Annotated in this window: 15 protein-coding genes; all 15 read left to right on the top strand. The window is 45.6% G+C overall.

Going from position 1 to position 15,977, the window contains the following annotated elements; genetic code table 11:
- Window positions 1–220: 220 nt before the first annotated feature.
- The 15 genes from rnmV to ACSFXN_RS18940 all read left to right on the top strand — a co-directional run bounded on the left by rnmV (window position 221) and on the right by ACSFXN_RS18940 (window position 15,928).
- The gene (gene rnmV / locus ACSFXN_RS19010; RefSeq protein WP_300990890.1) at window positions 221–781 is read left to right on the top strand and encodes a ribonuclease M5; all 561 of its coding nucleotides are present in this window, start codon (window positions 221–223) and stop codon (window positions 779–781) included.
- Window positions 778–1,656, top strand: coding sequence for a 16S rRNA (adenine(1518)-N(6)/adenine(1519)-N(6))-dimethyltransferase RsmA (gene rsmA / locus ACSFXN_RS19005; RefSeq protein WP_437151789.1), 879 nt, complete (start codon window positions 778–780; stop codon window positions 1,654–1,656). Before rnmV ends, rsmA begins: the two co-directional genes overlap by 4 nt.
- A 162-nt stretch (window positions 1,657–1,818) precedes the next feature.
- Window positions 1,819–2,082 (top strand): biofilm formation stimulator Veg, encoded by a 264-nt coding sequence (gene veg / locus ACSFXN_RS19000; RefSeq protein WP_300990892.1) that lies wholly within the window; start codon window positions 1,819–1,821, stop codon window positions 2,080–2,082.
- Between the two features lie 144 nt (window positions 2,083–2,226).
- A complete protein-coding gene (gene ispE / locus ACSFXN_RS18995; protein ID WP_437151788.1) occupies window positions 2,227–3,090 on the top strand; it encodes a 4-(cytidine 5'-diphospho)-2-C-methyl-D-erythritol kinase in 864 nt (287 codons plus the stop codon).
- Between the two features lie 56 nt (window positions 3,091–3,146).
- Window positions 3,147–3,974: a pur operon repressor gene (gene purR, locus ACSFXN_RS18990; protein WP_437151787.1), complete on the top strand. Its 828-nt coding sequence runs from the start codon at window positions 3,147–3,149 to the stop codon at window positions 3,972–3,974.
- A 1-nt stretch (window position 3,975) separates the two neighbouring features.
- Window positions 3,976–4,353: a RidA family protein gene (locus tag ACSFXN_RS18985; RefSeq protein WP_437151786.1), complete on the top strand. Its 378-nt coding sequence runs from the start codon at window positions 3,976–3,978 to the stop codon at window positions 4,351–4,353.
- Window positions 4,354–4,671: 318 nt separating this feature from the next.
- Window positions 4,672–4,956, top strand: a complete 285-nt coding sequence (spoVG, locus tag ACSFXN_RS18980; protein ID WP_300990896.1) for a septation regulator SpoVG — start codon at window positions 4,672–4,674, stop codon at window positions 4,954–4,956.
- A gap of 194 nt (window positions 4,957–5,150) precedes the next feature.
- Window positions 5,151–6,524 carry a bifunctional UDP-N-acetylglucosamine diphosphorylase/glucosamine-1-phosphate N-acetyltransferase GlmU gene (gene glmU, locus ACSFXN_RS18975; protein WP_301857761.1) on the top strand — a complete coding sequence of 458 codons (1,374 nt, stop codon included), beginning with the start codon at window positions 5,151–5,153 and terminating at the stop codon, window positions 6,522–6,524.
- Between the two features lie 51 nt (window positions 6,525–6,575).
- A complete protein-coding gene (locus tag ACSFXN_RS18970; RefSeq protein WP_437151801.1) occupies window positions 6,576–7,511 on the top strand; it encodes a ribose-phosphate diphosphokinase in 936 nt (311 codons plus the stop codon).
- 93 nt (window positions 7,512–7,604) lie between these two features.
- Window positions 7,605–8,252, top strand: a complete 648-nt coding sequence (locus tag ACSFXN_RS18965) for a 50S ribosomal protein L25/general stress protein Ctc (RefSeq protein ID WP_437151785.1) — start codon at window positions 7,605–7,607, stop codon at window positions 8,250–8,252.
- A 103-nt stretch (window positions 8,253–8,355) separates the two neighbouring features.
- A complete protein-coding gene (pth, locus tag ACSFXN_RS18960; RefSeq protein WP_437151784.1) occupies window positions 8,356–8,919 on the top strand; it encodes an aminoacyl-tRNA hydrolase in 564 nt (187 codons plus the stop codon).
- A gap of 92 nt (window positions 8,920–9,011) precedes the next feature.
- Complete coding sequence (gene mfd / locus ACSFXN_RS18955) at window positions 9,012–12,545, top strand: transcription-repair coupling factor (protein WP_437151783.1); 3,534 nt, start codon at window positions 9,012–9,014, stop codon at window positions 12,543–12,545.
- Between the two features lie 27 nt (window positions 12,546–12,572).
- Window positions 12,573–14,168, top strand: a complete 1,596-nt coding sequence (locus ACSFXN_RS18950) for a putative polysaccharide biosynthesis protein (protein ID WP_437151782.1) — start codon at window positions 12,573–12,575, stop codon at window positions 14,166–14,168.
- Window positions 14,169–14,170: 2 nt separating this feature from the next.
- Window positions 14,171–15,634, top strand: a complete 1,464-nt coding sequence (gene mazG, locus ACSFXN_RS18945; RefSeq protein ID WP_437151781.1) for a nucleoside triphosphate pyrophosphohydrolase — start codon at window positions 14,171–14,173, stop codon at window positions 15,632–15,634.
- Window positions 15,635–15,637: 3 nt separating this feature from the next.
- Entirely contained in the window at window positions 15,638–15,928 is a 291-nt protein-coding gene (locus ACSFXN_RS18940) for an RNA-binding S4 domain-containing protein (protein WP_300990903.1), read from the top strand.
- Window positions 15,929–15,977: the final 49 nt, after the last annotated feature.

Genomic DNA, 15,977 nt, shown 5'->3' with positions numbered 1-15,977 from the left:
TAGCGGTATCAGCAAAGGCTTTCTTGGGAGTTCCCGGGAAAGCCTTTTACTTATGTGCCCGGCTGCGTGTAGAATAAAGAGAAACTTTACTCACGGATGCTTTTATATGTTGTGAGTAGTAGCTTGGCTAAACGGAACTTTAAAGCTGCATCTTTTGCTTGGAAAGCAACAGCCGTTAAAGCGGGAGAAAACAAGAAGTGCTGGAAATGAGGAACCAAAAGTGAAAATCAAAGAAATAATCATAGTTGAAGGAAAAGACGATACAGTAGCAGTCAAACGTGCTATAAATGCAGATACGCTAGAGACAAACGGTTCTGCAATTTCGAAAGAAACGCTGGTGCGCATTGCCCATGCCCAGCAAAAGCGGGGAGTCATCGTTTTTACAGACCCTGATTATCCTGGACAGCGAATCCGTGCTATTATTGAAGAACATGTGCCGGGCGTAAAGCATGCCTTTTTAGCAAAAGAAAAGACCATTGCGAAAAACGGCAAAGGGCTTGGGATAGAACATGCCAAAGATGAAGATATCCGAGAAGCATTATCGGCTGTGTATACGCCGCGTCAAACAGAAGATGCGGTTGAAATTACCATGGAGGATTTGATGGACGCAGCATTAGTAGCGCACCCTCAAGCTAAAATGCGCCGAATCCGCTTAGGAGCTTTGCTCCAAATAGGCTATACCAATGGAAAACAGCTTCAAAAAAGGCTTCATATGTTTGGGATCTCCAAAACTCAATTTATCGAAGCTGTACAAGCGTTAAACCAGGAGGAACTTTCATGATTAAAGATATTGCTACACCCATACGCACTCAGGAAATCATGGCGAAACATGGCCTGACTGTAAAGAAAAGTCTCGGCCAAAATTTCCTGATTGATCCAAATATTCTCCGGAAAATTGTCGGCAAGGCAAAGCTGACAAAAGAGTCAGCTGTTATTGAAATTGGACCCGGAATCGGAGCTTTGACAGAACATTTGGCTCGTGAAGCAGGCAAAGTACTGGCGTTTGAAATTGATCAGCGTCTTCTGCCGGTGTTGAAAGACACTTTATCTCCATACGACAATATCTCCATTATTCATTCAGATATCTTAAAAGCTGATGTTCAGACAGCCATTGAGGAAGAACTTGCCGGATATGAAGACATCATGGTGGTAGCAAATTTGCCTTATTATGTCACAACACCGATTATTATGAAGCTGCTTCTTGAAAAACTGCCGATTCGAGGTTTAGTGGTTATGCTCCAAAAAGAAGTAGCGGAGCGCATCACCGCAAAGCCTGGCACAAAAGCCTATGGATCGTTGTCGATTGCTATCCAGTATTACACCGAAGCAGAAATGGCCCTGACTGTGCCGAAGACCGTCTTCATGCCACAGCCAAATGTTGATTCCGCTGTTATTCGGATGATCAAACGCCCGGAGCCGCAAGTAAAAGTAATTGATGAAGATTTCTTTTTCACGGTAACTAGAGGATCGTTTGTTCAGCGCCGGAAAACCATCCTAAACAATTTACAGTCGGCGATGCCTCTTGGCAAAGAAAAAAAAGAGCTGATTTTAAAAGCATTGGAAGAAGCAGAAATTGAACCATCACGCCGAGGAGAAACACTTTCTATAAAAGAATTCGGTTTGCTGGCCGATAAATTACATGCTTATTTCGGGTAATATTTAACATTATGTTACAATTTTAAACTGTTTTTTGATCAATCCTGGTATTTCGAATAAAAAAATATTGACAGTAGCTATATAACGCTGATAAAATTAGGAATTTACTTGACCGGAGGGTCAAATTCTGGTAGACTTTGTCTATAGTGAGGTGTAGACAAGATGCCCAAAACTTTGGCGGATATTAAAAAGTCGTTAGACCTGCATTTAGGAAAGCGATTGATTTTAAAGGCAAATGGAGGACGTAAGAAAACGGTCGAACGCGCCGGAATCTTACGAGAAACGTATCACTCGGTGTTCGTAATTGAACTTGATCAAGATGAGCATTCATTTGAACGCGTGTCTTACAGCTACGCAGACATTCTAACAGAAGCAGTAGAAATTATTGTGCATGAAGGAACAGAAGAAGCACTTTTTGTTAAATAATGAACGGCATTTATATTATTTTAGAACTCACAGCCCGTTGGCTTAACGGACTGTGAGTTTTTTTGTTTATTTGCGCCATTTTTCCCGTAGCGCCCTGCGTGTGTTAAAATAGTCTTCATCAGAATATAAAAAGGAGGCAGTGGGATGCTCTACGTGAAGGCGCCTGCCAAAATCAATTTAACGTTAGATGTTTTACATAAGCGCCCCGATAACTATCATGAGATTGAAATGATCATGACGACAGTCGACTTGGCTGATCGGATCGGGTTGAAAGCAACGGAAAGCGGAATCTATATTGAATCCGCTGATCGCTTTGTTCCGAATGATTCCCGCAACTTAGCTTACCAGGCAGCTCAGTTGATAAAAGAAACATACGGCATTAAATCGGGAGTCATTATTTCCTTGGACAAACAAATTCCGGTTGCGGCTGGACTGGCAGGAGGGAGCAGCGATGCAGCTGCCACTTTAAAAGGATTAAACCAATTATGGCAATTGAATTTGTCGCTCGATGAACTGGCTGAACTGGGTGCGAAAATCGGTTCGGATGTATCTTTTTGTGTCTATGGCGGCACAGCACTTGCAAAAGGACGCGGGGAAATTATCCAGGAGCTGCCCGTTCCGCCTAATTGCTGGGTGATTCTGGCCAAACCGACCATCGGTGTTTCCACAGCGGAAGTTTACGGTGCCTTTGATGTGGAAAACGCCCAGCACCCTAATACAGAAGAAATGATTGAAGCGCTCGCTAAAGGTGATTACAATGCCATGTGCGCTAATTTAGGCAATGCTTTGGAAAGTGTGACGTTGAATCTGTATCCGGAAGTAGCCCAGATCAAAGACCAGATGAAGAAATTTGGAGCAGATGCGGTGTTGATGAGCGGAAGCGGTCCAACAGTTTTTGGGTTAGTCCAGCAAGAAGCCCGGATCCCGCGTATTTACAATGGATTAAGAGGATTCTGCGCGGAAGTTTATGCAGTGCGTTTGATTGGAGAACGAGAGTCACTTGCTTAAATACGTACATTTATGGTAAATTTTCTATAAATCATTCGTGTTTAGGAGAGGGTAAGATGAAGTGGAAGCGCAGTGAACGGTTAGTTGATATGACCCATTATCTTTTGGACCATCCACATAAACTAATTCCCCTTACATATTTTTCAGATCTCTATGAATCGGCCAAGTCTTCAATCAGTGAAGACTTGGGAATTGTCAAAGAGACGTTTGAAGAAAAAGGGATTGGGTTATTAATGACCGTACCGGGAGCGGCCGGCGGCGTGAAGTATATACCGAAACTTCACCAACAAGAAATTAAAGACATTATGGCTGAACTAATAAAAGAGTTAAGCCAATCAGATCGGCTTTTGCCGGGCGGGTACTTGTACATGACGGACGTCCTTGGCAATCCTGACATCATGAACCGGATCGGCAAGGTTTTTGCTACCGCTTTTGCGGATAAAAAAATTGATGTTATCATGACTGTCGCCACCAAAGGGATTCCGATTGCCCATGCCATTGCCCGCCATCTCAATGTTCCAGTCGTCATTGTCCGAAGAGACAGCAAAGTGACGGAAGGCTCGACTGTGAGCATCAACTACGTTTCTGGTTCGTCGCGTCGTATTCAGACGATGGTGCTGTCTAAGCGCAGCATGAAGAGTGGTCAACGGGTATTAATTACCGATGACTTCATGAAAGTCGGCGGTACGATGAACGGCATGAAAAATTTACTTGAAGAATTCGAATGCACACTTGCAGGAGTAGCCGTGTTAGTAGAAGCGGAGCATTCCGACGAGCGCCTCGTTGAAAAATACTTGTCACTTGTCAAATTGCATGAAGTCAGCGAAAAAGAGCGGACTATTGCGTTGGAAGAAGGAAACTACTTTACTAATGGAGGGTTTTAATATGAAATTTGTAGCAACAGACAAAGCAGCAGCAGCTATCGGACCGTATTCACAAGGTGTTATTTCTGGAGAACTGTTTTACAGTTCAGGGCAGATCCCATTGACGCCGGCAGGAGAGATGGTTGAAGGCTCAATCGTTGATCAGGCGCACCAGGTCTTCGCGAATCTCAAAGCCATTCTGGCTGAAGCAGGTTCTTCTTTGGAAAGCGTCATTAAAACAACTGTGTTCATTAAAGACATGAATGATTTTGCAGCACTGAACGAAGTCTATGCTTCTTACTTCGGTGATCATAAGCCGGCTCGTTCTACCGTAGAAGTGGCTCGTCTGCCGAAAGATGCAAAAGTGGAAATTGAAGTTATTGCAAAAATTACAGAGTAAACCAAACCATCCTTCGGGGTGGTTTTTTATTTTATATGTTGACTTAATTATCTTCACATGTCGATATTCCGCCACACAGCTCCGCTTGCCGTGGGCGAGACGGAGCGATGAGACAAGTGCCCTTCTTGGCCTATGGCAGGAGCCCTGCCCAAAGCGATCGAAGCGGTGTTTAAGATTTAATTCCATTAATTCATTTTATATAAACCATTAAGTAAATTTTCTAATAAATTATGTAATTTATGAAGGAGATTAGGGCCTAGCGGCGAATTACATATATTAGCAACATAAAAAGCATCTAAGAGGAAAGGTGGTGACACAATGGAAGTAACTGACGTAAGGCTTCGGCGTGTACAAACAGATGGCCGGATGCGGGCAATCGCTTCCATCACACTGGACAACGAGTTTGTTGTGCATGATATCCGGGTGATTGACGGCAATGAGGGATTATTCGTCGCTATGCCAAGCAAGCGGACACCTGATGGAGAATTCAGGGACATTGCACATCCAATCAATTCGGGCACACGCAACAAGCTTCAAGAAGCTATTTTAACTGCATATCACCAAAGCGAAAATGACCCGGTCTTTGAAGAAGCTGGAGTTTAAACGCGCCACCTCACGAGCCTTCTATTACAGATAGGGCTCTTTTTTTTATGGCCAATTGATAATGTCATGGTATTGTCATGCTCAGAAACCTTGAATAATCAAGGTTTTTCGGATATAGTCAATAAGGAAAAGCTAAAATATCCATTACTATAATGAAATAGATAACAGACGAATCGATTGGAGGACCGGATGACATGACGAATACATACGCAGTAGTATTAGCCGCCGGACAAGGGACGCGGATGAAGTCTAAACTTTATAAAGTGCTTCACCCTGTTTGCGGCATGCCGATGGTTGAACACGTCACCAACAACGTAGCACAGTTGGGCGTTGAAAAAATTGTGACGATTGTTGGCCATGGTGCTGAAAAAGTGCAAGAACAACTTGGATCGAAAAGCGAATATGCGCTTCAGGAAGAGCAATTGGGAACAGCGCACGCGGTACAGCAAGCTGCTTCATTGATTGAAGGGCTGCCTGGCACGACATTAGTGGTGTGCGGAGATACTCCTTTGATCCGCCCTGAAACGATGGAGGCTTTGCTTAGCCACCATGCAGAAACAAACGCAAAAGCCACTATTTTGACAGCTATTGCGGATAATCCAGCAGGTTACGGGCGGATTTTGCGCGATGAAGCTGGAAGCGTCTCAAAAATCGTTGAACAGAAAGATGCTTCTGCCGAAGAGCAAAAAGTGAAAGAAATCAACACAGGTACTTACTGTTTTGACAACCAGGCATTATTCGAAGCGTTAAAATTGGTTTCGAACAATAATGCTCAAGGCGAGTATTATTTGCCGGATGTCATTGAAATTCTGCAAAAGCAAGGAGAAACAGTGGCGGCCTATGCTACGGACAGTTTTGATGAAACACTGGGCGTCAATGACCGTGTAGCTTTAAGTGAAGCGGAACGCATCATGCGCGCACGCATCGCAGAAAAACATATGCGTGCCGGCGTTACCATTATCGATCCAGCTACAGCTTATATCAGTGCCGAAGCAGAGATTGGTGCAGATACAGTTCTTCAGCCAAATGTAATTATCGAAGGAAACACTAAAATTGGAGAAGACTGCCTCGTTTCTTCAAATAGCCATATTGAAAACAGCATCATCGGCGACCGGACGGTTATCCGTTCATCGCATGTTTATGACAGTACGGTCGGAAATGATACAGCAGTAGGACCTTTCGCACATCTGCGCCCGCAGTCGCAATTAGGCGATGAAGTGAAAATCGGCAATTTTGTTGAAGTGAAAAAATCAGCGCTTGGAAATGGCAGTAAAGTTTCGCATTTAAGCTATATCGGAGATGCAAATGTTGGCACAAACGTCAATATCGGCTGTGGCACCATAACTGTCAATTACGATGGCAAGAACAAGTTTCTCACCACGATTGAAGATGACTCGTTTATCGGGTGTAATTCAAACCTGATTGCCCCTGTTACTATTGGTAAAGGCTCATACGTAGCCGCAGGATCTACCATTTCTAAAAATGTGCCGAGCGATGCTTTAGCGATTGCACGCGCACGTCAAGAAAACAAAGAAGGCTATGTAAATAAATTAAATTCAAGAAAATAATAGGAGGCTACACACGAAATGAGTTATCAAATTGATGCAGCAACCACTAAGATGAAAATTTTCGCATTAAATTCAAACCCGGAATTGGCGGAAGAAATTGCCAAGCACGTCGGTTTACCGCTTGGAAAAAGTTCAGTTACCCACTTCAGTGATGGTGAAATCCAGATTAATATTGAAGAAAGTATCCGTGGCTGTGACGTTTTTATCGTGCAATCAACTTCCGAGCCGGTCAATGAGAATTTAATGGAACTGCTGATCATGATTGATGCAGTAAAACGTGCCTCTGCCCGTACTGTGAACGTTGTAATGCCTTATTACGGCTATGCCCGCCAAGACCGCAAAGCGCGTTCACGTGAGCCAATCACAGCTAAATTGGTAGCAAACCTTCTGGAAACAGCAGGAGCAACACGTGTCATCGCACTGGACCTGCATGCGCCTCAAATCCAAGGGTTCTTTGATATCTTAATTGACCACTTGCTGGCAGTGCCACTTCTTTCAGATTATTTCTTGAACGACAGCGGCATCGATTTGGATAATGTCATTATCGTTTCACCGGATCACGGTGGTGTAACACGTGCGCGTAAAATGGCAGACCGTTTGAAAGCGCCGATCGCTATTATTGATAAGCGCCGTCCACGTCCGAACGTAGCAGAAGTCATGAATATTGTCGGGAACGTGGAAGGGAAAACGGCTATCATCATCGATGACATCATCGATACAGCCGGCACCATTACAATCGCAGCCAGCGCATTGATTAAGAGCGGAGCAAAAGAAGTGTACGCTTGCTGTACACATCCTGTGCTTTCAGGCCCTGCAGTGGGACGGATCAACGAGTCTGTCATCAAAGAATTGATTGTGACAAATTCAATCGCTTTGCCGGAAGAAAAGAAAACTGCGAAGATCAAACAGCTTTCTGTCGCCAAATTAATGGCGGAAACGATTGTCCGCGTACATGAACAAAAATCAGTCAGTACGCTGTTTGATTAATCTGAATAAATAGTCATAAGTCCTTTATGTTTGGTTTTCTGGTAGTAGGGTAAATATCCTCTATGGACAACTAAAACTGGAGGATGAGAATATATGACGTCGAAAATATCAGTACAAAAAAGAGACAGCGCTACACCTCACTCTACATTAACGGAATTACGCAGACAGGGAATCGTGCCTGGAGTCGTTTACGGCTATCAGACAGAAACCATCCCTGTATCAGTTTCAGAAATTGATTTGATCAAAACATTGCGCGAATCCGGACGCAATGGGGTCATTAACCTTGAAGTAGAAGGAAAAACACTAAATGTCGTATTAAGTGATTTCCAACGCGATGCGTTAAAAGGCAGTTTTAAGCACGTAGACTTTTTGGCAGTCAATATGTCAGATGAGCTTGAAGTTTCCGCAGCTGTTCATCTAATCGGCGAATCTCCGGGAGAAAAAGAAGGCGGAGTCGTTAACCAGCCGAATCGTGAAGTCTTGATTAAAGTTAAACCTGCTGATATTCCCGATGCGCTTGAAGTGGATGTATCCAATCTTGCCATCGGTGACCACTTGACAGTCGGCGACATTCGCGGAACTGTTTCTTATGAAATTTTGGATGAAGATGATTTTATCCTCGTATCCGTAACCGCTCCTCGTACGCAGGATGAATTGGATGAGCTTGAAGCACCAACCGGTGAAGGCGCTCAACCAGAAGTAATCGGCGGCGAGCCAGCGAACGACCAGAAGAACGATTAAGTTAGCAAAATAAAGGGGCTGTCTCAGGACAGTCCCTATTTTTCTGTTTTCATGTACCAATATGGTAAAATAAAAAGCAGCGAAAAAGTAAAGGAAGATTCTTATGAAACTGATTATCGGCTTGGGGAATCCTGGCAAAACATATGAGCAGACACGGCACAATATCGGGTTTAAAGTGATTGATTACCTGGCATTAAAGTGGAATGCGCCTTTGACGCAAAACAAGTTTAAAGGCATGTATTCCATCATCCACCGGCCTGAAGGAAAAGTGATGCTGTTAAAGCCGCTCACTTATATGAATTTATCCGGTGAAAGCGTCGGGGCTTTGATGGACTATTACGATATAGATATTCATGACATTGTCGTCATCTATGATGATTTGGATTTGCCGACTGGCCAGCTGCGGCTCCGTCAAAAAGGCAGCGCGGGAGGCCACAATGGCATTAAGTCACTGATCCAGCATTTAGGGACTCAGCAATTCAACCGCATCCGCATTGGCATCAGCCGTCCCCCTGCAGGCATGAAAGTACCGGATTACGTGCTGTCGCGCTTTTCGGAAATCGAAATTCCGGAAGTTGCAGAAGCGGTCAAACAAAGTGCGGAAGCATGTGAGTTATGGCTGTCGAAACCGTATCTGGAAGTAATGAATAATTTTAATGGATCATAAATTTGCTTTGGCGCTAAGAGCGTTCAGGGCTTTTTTCTGTTTCTTGTATGATAAATGACACCACCTTATTTAATTTGAAGGGAGGAATCTTAATGGAACAGATTTTGCAGACGTTTTCAGAGGATTCCCATATACAGAAATTCATAGCGGATTTGAAAAAAGGCCGTGACCATCATTTGATTTCTGGACTTACTGGCAGTGCGCGGCCGGTTTTTTATCAAACCGTCTGGTCCGATTCCCGGTCGCCATTATTGGTTGTAACGCCTAACCTATTGAATGCACAGCGCATCTATGATGATTTGGTCAAACTAACGGGAGAAGATCTCGTCCATCTTTATCCGGCGGATGAACTGATAGCGGCAGATGTTTCGTTTTCAGGGCCTGAACTAAGAGCTCACCGCATCGATACGCTCAATCATATGTACAGTGTCGGAAAAGGAGTTTACATCACGCCAGTCGCAGGTATGCGAAAATTGATGCCTACTCAAGAACAATGGGAATTATCGACCTTGCGGGTAGCAGAAGGCGAAGAAATTGATACTCAACAATGGCTGTCGAAATTAGTGGCGATGGGCTATTCCCGTACGCCGATGGTAACAACGCCGGGTGAATTTGCCTTGCGTGGCGGTATCCTTGATATTTATCCATTAAATTTTGAGCATCCGGCACGTATTGAGCTTTTTGATACCGAAGTGGATTCAATTCGTCTTTTTTCAGCGGAAGATCAGCGCTCCCTCGAAAAAATGAAGTCGCTGTGCATTTTGCCGGCAACTGAATTGGTGCTGTCGAGAGGGCAAAAGCTGGATTTAGCTGACAGGCTGGAAGAGCAGCTGGCGGCTTCTTTGAAGAAAATCAAAGCGGAAGATACAAAAGAAGCTTTGCTGCAGCATATTCAGCATGACATCGATATGCTGCGCCAAGGCAATATGCCGGACCAAGTGGCCAAGTATGCGGCGCTGGTCGAATCCCAATCCGCTTTTTTAGGCGATTATTTCCCGGCCGACGGCATCGTTTTGTTCGATGAGCTCGGACGGATTCAGGAAATGACTGAAACGCTGGAACGTGAAGAAGGCGACTGGATCGTCTCGCTTCTGGAAGAAGGAAAATTTCTTCAAGAGGTCCGGTTGTCTTATGCTTTTCGGGAAGTGCTTGCTAAAACCAAGCAAAAGATGGCATTTCTGTCGCTATTCGTCCGGACTTTCCCAACCGTCCAAATTAAGAACTCCATTACTTTTTCATGCAGGCCTATGCAATCTTTCCATGGCCAGATGAATTTGTTGAAAGCGGAAGTGGAACGCTGGGAACAAGGAAAGTTCCAGGTGTTTATCGTAGCGGAAGGTGAAGAGCGGCTGCGAAAAGTCCGTTCGGTGCTGGAAGACTATGACATGGAAGCAGAAATCATTACTTCATCCACTCAGCCCCAAGGCGGCAATATGTATTTGATTGATGGTGATTTGTCTGGTGGTTTTGAAATGCCGCTGCAGCGCTTGGCCATTATTACTGACGGTGAATTATTCCAAAAGCAGGCGAAGAAAAAGACGCGTCCGCAAAAATTGACCAACGCCGAGCGGATCAAAAGTTATTCGGAGATCAAACCGGGTGATTATGTGGTCCATATCCACCACGGAATCGGGCGGTATATCGGAATCGAGACACTGGAAATCGGCGGAGTCCACAAGGATTATTTGCACATCGTCTATAAAGCGGATGATAAATTGTTCGTGCCGGTCGACCAGATTGATCTTATCCAAAAATACATTGCCTCGGAAGAAAAAGAGCCGAAGCTGCATAAAATGGGCGGCGCAGAATGGAAAAAGACACATAGGAAAGTTTCAGCTGCCGTTCAGGACATAGCGGATGATCTCATTAAACTATATGCCGAACGCGAAGCATTAAAAGGTTATGCATTTTCTGAAGAACAAGACATGCAGCGGCAGTTTGAAGCCGAATTCCCATATGAAGAGACCGTCGATCAGCTGCGCTCGATCAATGAAGTAAAGCGGGATATGGAAAAAGAACGGCCGATGGACCGCTTGATTTGCGGAGACGTAGGTTATGGCAAGACGGAAGTGGCAATTCGCGCTGCCTTTAAAGCGGTGCTAGATGGCAAGCAAGTGGCATTTTTGGTGCCGACGACGATCCTTGCACAGCAGCATTATGAAACAATGAGTGAACGTTTTAAAGATTACCCGCTAGAAGTCGGTCTCATGAGCCGTTTCCGTTCGAAAAAACAACAGACGGAAACCGTCAAGGGCTTGAAGAACGGTTCAGTTGATGTGGTGATTGGAACACACCGGATTTTATCAAAAGACATGGCTTACAAAGACTTAGGTTTGTTGATCATCGATGAAGAACAGCGTTTTGGCGTTACTCATAAGGAAAAGATCAAACAAATGAAAACAAATGTCGATGTATTGACGCTGACAGCTACTCCAATTCCGCGGACGCTCCATATGTCGATGATTGGAGTCCGCGATTTGTCCGTTATCGAAACGCCGCCGGCAAACCGATTCCCGGTGCAAAGCTATGTCATGGAATACAACGGCGCGCTTGTCCGTGAAGCAATTGAACGGGAGATGGCTCGCGGCGGCCAAGTATTTTTCTTGTACAACCGGGTGGATGACATGACCCGTAAAGTAGAAGAAATCCAAGCATTAGTGCCGGAAGCCCGAGTCGGCTATGCCCATGGACAGATGTCGGAGTCGGAACTGGAATCGGTGATCCTTGGTTTCCTTGACGGCGATTACGATGTCTTAGTGACGACGACCATCATTGAAACCGGCATCGATATTCCGAACGTCAATACGCTCATCATCCATAACGCGGACCGCATGGGCTTGTCGCAGCTTTATCAATTGCGCGGGCGCGTTGGCCGTTCAAGCCGAGTGGCATATGCTTATTTCATGTATCAGCGGGATAAAGTACTGACAGATGTCGCAGAAAAACGCTTGATGGCCATCAAGGAATTTACTGAACTTGGATCGGGCTTCAAGATTGCCATGCGCGATTTATCGATTCGCGGGGCGGGCAATCTGCTCGGTTCACAGCAGCATGGCTTTATTGATTCGGTCGGCTTCGACTTGTATTCACAGATGCTTGAACAAGCGATCGAAGAGCGGCGCACCGGCATCAAGAAAGAAGAGATTCCGGAAATTGAAATCTCGCTTAATGTTGATGCTTACATTCCAGACAGCTATATTGGCGATGGTTATCAAAAAATCCAGATGTATAAACGCGTCAAAGGCATTGAAGGTGTGGAAGAAGTGGCAGAACTGCAAGATGAATTGATCGACCGTTTCGGCGATATGCCAATTGAAACCGATCGCTTGCTGCGCATCGCGCGCATGAAAGTATGGGCACGCCAAGTCGGTGTAGAGTCCATCAAACAAAATGGCAAGGTGATTTCCATCCGGTTGTCTGAGAATGGGACATCTGCTGTCAATGGCGGAAAACTGGTGGAAGAATCAGCTGCTTTCGGACGTGCTGTCGGCTTCAGTATATCGGGCCAGCAATTAGTCATGGCCATCGATGAAAACAAAACTGGCAAACACCATCCGTTCGATGTGCTTGAAGGCATGGTGAAACTGCTGCCCGAGTCGCTCCGCGAAGAAAAAACGGTCAGTTAATCTTGAAGAGGGAATGAGTGAAGCCCGTTGAACAACGAAGGAACGATGAAGACATTCATGAAAGGCGCTGTCCTTTTGACGATGGCGGGCTTGATTGTAAAATTGCTCAGCGCCGTCTACCGGGTGCCTTATCAGAATATGGTAGGCGACCAAGGATTTTATATTTACCAGCAAGTCTATCCGTTTATCGGCATTTTCAGTACATGGACATCGTACGGCTTTGCCGTTGCGGTTTCTAAACTGATGGCCGATTCTGAAGAGCGGGATCATGGCTCTATTTTGCGGATTGCTTTCGGTTTTATTGCCGTAATATCCACATTGTTCTTTCTGGTTCTGTTTTTTGGAGCGGATTTTCTTGCCGGATGGATGGGAGACGGAAAGTTGAGCAGCTTATTGCAAGTCGGTGCCTTCGCAGTGCTGCTGATGCCGCCGCTTGCAGTTTTAAAAGGGTTTTTCCAGTCGAATAATGAAATGGCGCCGGTCGCTTATTCCCAGATAACCGAGCAGGGAATCCGGGTGACGGTCATTTTGCTCGGCACGTGGATTGTGATCTCCAGCGGTTTTTCACTGTATGCGGCAGGGCAAATGGCAATGTTTGGTGCAGTTGCCGGTGAAATAGCCGGGGTTATCCTGCTGGTCATCTTTTTCCGCAGGCGCCTTTTCAAATTCAATTCACCATCCAAGCTGCGCGTTTGGCCAGTCATTAAAAATATGACGGCCATTTCACTTAGCATCAGCATGAGCTCATTGATTTTGCTGTTTTTTCAACTGGCTGATTCTTTTACCATTTTCCGGCTATTGACGGAAAGCGGAATAGAACGAACTTTAGCGATGGAACAAAAAGGGGTTTATGACCGTGGCCAGCCACTTGTCCAGTTCGGCATTCTGATCGCCACATCACTCGCTTTGACAATTGTGCCGCTTGTTGCCCATATGTCAAAAAAAGAAAGCGGCCGTTCGGCACAGATGTATGCCGGCCTCGCTTTCCGCATTTCGTTTTTATTTGCTTTCGCAGCGGCAGCCGGCTTGACGTTCGTCATGCCTTATGTGAATGAAATGCTGTTTCAGACGCGGGATGAATCACTGACGCTGATTATTTTCAGCTGGCAGATTGTCTGGATGTCGCTGCTTCTGGTCATGACTGCGATGTTGCATGGCTTAGGAAAAGTAAAAGTGCCGGCGCTGCTTTTGACCGGCGGTTTGTTGATTAAAATACTCGGCAATTGGCTATTGGTGCCAATTTGGGATGTGACGGGAGCGGCGGTCGCCGGAAACTTGGGATTGGCTTTTATTGTTATCGGATTGCTTCAATACTTTAAAAAAGTCTGGCCGATCCGTTTTGCCCCGTCCCGTTATTATGGCTGGATCGCCGTTTCCACTGCTGCTATGGGCATTGTCGTTGCCGGCTGGGCTCTTTTTTCGGACATCGTGCTGTTTGACGGGGCAGCGAGCCGAATTTCGGCTATGCTGACTTCATTGACCGCCGTGCCGCTCGGGGCAGCTGTGTTTTTGCTGCTGATTGCAAAGAGCCGGATAATTACGGAAAAAGAGTGGTATATTATCCCGTTCGGCCGGAAATTGGCCGGCCTCCAGCTAAGAATCAGACAACAGAAAAGAGGATAAAGATGAATACCATACATGTAATCGGGCTGGGTGCAGGAGATTTGGATCAATTGCCGCTCGGCGTTTATAAAAAACTGAAACAAGCAGCTAATTTATATGTACGGACCAACGATCATCCAGTGCTAAAAGAACTGGCAGCAGAAGGTGTGGAGTTCACGTCTTTCGATGCAGTTTATGAAAAACACGATACGTTTGCACCGGTATATGCGGAAATTTCCGATACATTGGTGGCACTGGCAAATGAACAATCTGTCATTTACGCCGTGCCGGGACATCCGCTTGTTGCCGAACAGACGGTCCAAAATTTGATCAAAGCTGAAGAGGCTGGATCATGCCAGTTGTCGATTGAAGGCGGACATAGTTTTCTGGATGCCCTATTTGGCGCGCTGCGCATCGATCCGATCGAAGGCTTTCAGCTGCTTGATGGAACTGAAATGAAAAGCGATCACGTCAACATGACCCAGCATATTTTGATCGCCCAAGTATATGATTCATTTAGCGCTTCTGAAGTGAAGCTGACACTGATGGAAAAATACCCGGAAGATTACCCGGTGACGATTGTCACTGCCGCTGGTTCTGCGGACGAAGTGTTGCGTACCGTTCCGCTTTATGAGCTCGACCGTGCAGCGGAAGTCAATAATTTAACGACGGTTTATGTGCCGCCGGCAAAAGACCAGCTGGACCGTTTAAAGGAATGGCAGACGTTCCGCAGTATCGTGGCCCAGCTGAGAAGCCCTGAAGGCTGTCCTTGGGACCGTGAGCAGACACATGAGTCGCTGCGGCCTTATTTGCTGGAAGAAGCTCATGAGCTTCTCCAGGCGATTGAAGAGCAAGATGACGAAGCGATTGCCGAAGAGCTTGGGGATGTGTTGCTGCAAGTGTTCTTGCATGCACAGATTGGCCAGGATAATGGCTATTTTCAGCTTGAAGATGTCTTGTCGGCCGTGAGTTCAAAAATGATCCGCCGCCATCCGCATGTTTTTGGAGACGTAGAAGTGGATAATGCCGATGAAGTGGTGGCAAACTGGCAAGCCATCAAAGCGCAGGAAAAACCGGCAGCGGGGTCAATATTAGATGACCAAGAACGCTTCAGTTCCTCGCTGATTACATCTTATAACTACCAGAAGAAAGCTGCGAAGGTTGGTTTCAGCTGGTCGGATGCAGACGGGGCATGGGCGAAATTCCAAGAGGAGTTGCAGGAGTTTCAAGCGGAATTGGCGAAAGGTTCTACAGACCGCCAATTGGATGAACTCGGCGATTTACTGTTCACTTTAGTGAATATTGCCCGCTTCTATGAGTTGTCTCCGGAACAAGCGATGGTGCATGCTAACCGCAAATTCCAGCAGCGCTTCCGCCACGTAGAAAAATGCGTCAATGAAGGAACCGGCAATTTCAGTGATTATTCGCTCGAACAGCTTGACCAATTTTGGAATGAAGCCAAAGAAATGGCAAGAAAGGAAGACTGACTTATGCGACTTGATAAGTTCTTGAAAGTATCACGATTGATCAAACGCCGTACGCTGGCAAAAGAAGTAGCTGACCAAGGCCGCATCACCGTGAATGGCGGCAAAGCAAAAGCCAGTTCGGTCTTAAAAGAAAACGATGAACTGCAGATTCGTTTTGGCCAAAAAGTGGTAACGGTACGGGTTGACCAATTAAAAGAAAATGCAAAAAAAGAAGAAACCGCCAATATGTATACCATCTTGAAAGAAGAGAAACTGGATAAAGTAGAACCTGAATTTATCGATGACGAATCGTGAGCGTTGATAAAAACAAAAAGCTGTTCCGGAGCCTATGCTCCCGGAACAG

It is taken from the genome of Planococcus sp. 1R117A (assembly GCF_051417975.1).
Classification (GTDB): Bacteria; Bacillota; Bacilli; order Bacillales_A; family Planococcaceae; genus Planococcus; species Planococcus shenhongbingii.
This window is presented reverse-complemented; position numbering and strand designations above follow the sequence as displayed.

Excerpts from the sequence above, each read along its gene's own strand:
- rsmA (WP_437151789.1), top strand. The coding sequence starts at position 778 with ATGATTAAAGATATTGCTACACCCATACGCACTCAGGAAATCATGGCG.
- veg (WP_300990892.1), top strand. The coding sequence starts at position 1,819 with ATGCCCAAAACTTTGGCGGATATTAAAAAGTCGTTAGACCTGCATTTA.
- ispE (WP_437151788.1), top strand. The coding sequence starts at position 2,227 with ATGCTCTACGTGAAGGCGCCTGCCAAAATCAATTTAACGTTAGATGTT.
- purR (WP_437151787.1), top strand. The coding sequence starts at position 3,147 with ATGAAGTGGAAGCGCAGTGAACGGTTAGTTGATATGACCCATTATCTT.
- ACSFXN_RS18985 (WP_437151786.1), top strand. The coding sequence starts at position 3,976 with ATGAAATTTGTAGCAACAGACAAAGCAGCAGCAGCTATCGGACCGTAT.
- spoVG (WP_300990896.1), top strand. The coding sequence starts at position 4,672 with ATGGAAGTAACTGACGTAAGGCTTCGGCGTGTACAAACAGATGGCCGG.
- glmU (WP_301857761.1), top strand. The coding sequence starts at position 5,151 with ATGACGAATACATACGCAGTAGTATTAGCCGCCGGACAAGGGACGCGG.
- ACSFXN_RS18970 (WP_437151801.1), top strand. The coding sequence starts at position 6,576 with ATGAAAATTTTCGCATTAAATTCAAACCCGGAATTGGCGGAAGAAATT.
- ACSFXN_RS18965 (WP_437151785.1), top strand. The coding sequence starts at position 7,605 with ATGACGTCGAAAATATCAGTACAAAAAAGAGACAGCGCTACACCTCAC.
- pth (WP_437151784.1), top strand. The coding sequence starts at position 8,356 with ATGAAACTGATTATCGGCTTGGGGAATCCTGGCAAAACATATGAGCAG.
- mfd (WP_437151783.1), top strand. The coding sequence starts at position 9,012 with ATGGAACAGATTTTGCAGACGTTTTCAGAGGATTCCCATATACAGAAA.
- mazG (WP_437151781.1), top strand. The coding sequence starts at position 14,171 with ATGAATACCATACATGTAATCGGGCTGGGTGCAGGAGATTTGGATCAA.
- ACSFXN_RS18940 (WP_300990903.1), top strand. The coding sequence starts at position 15,638 with ATGCGACTTGATAAGTTCTTGAAAGTATCACGATTGATCAAACGCCGT.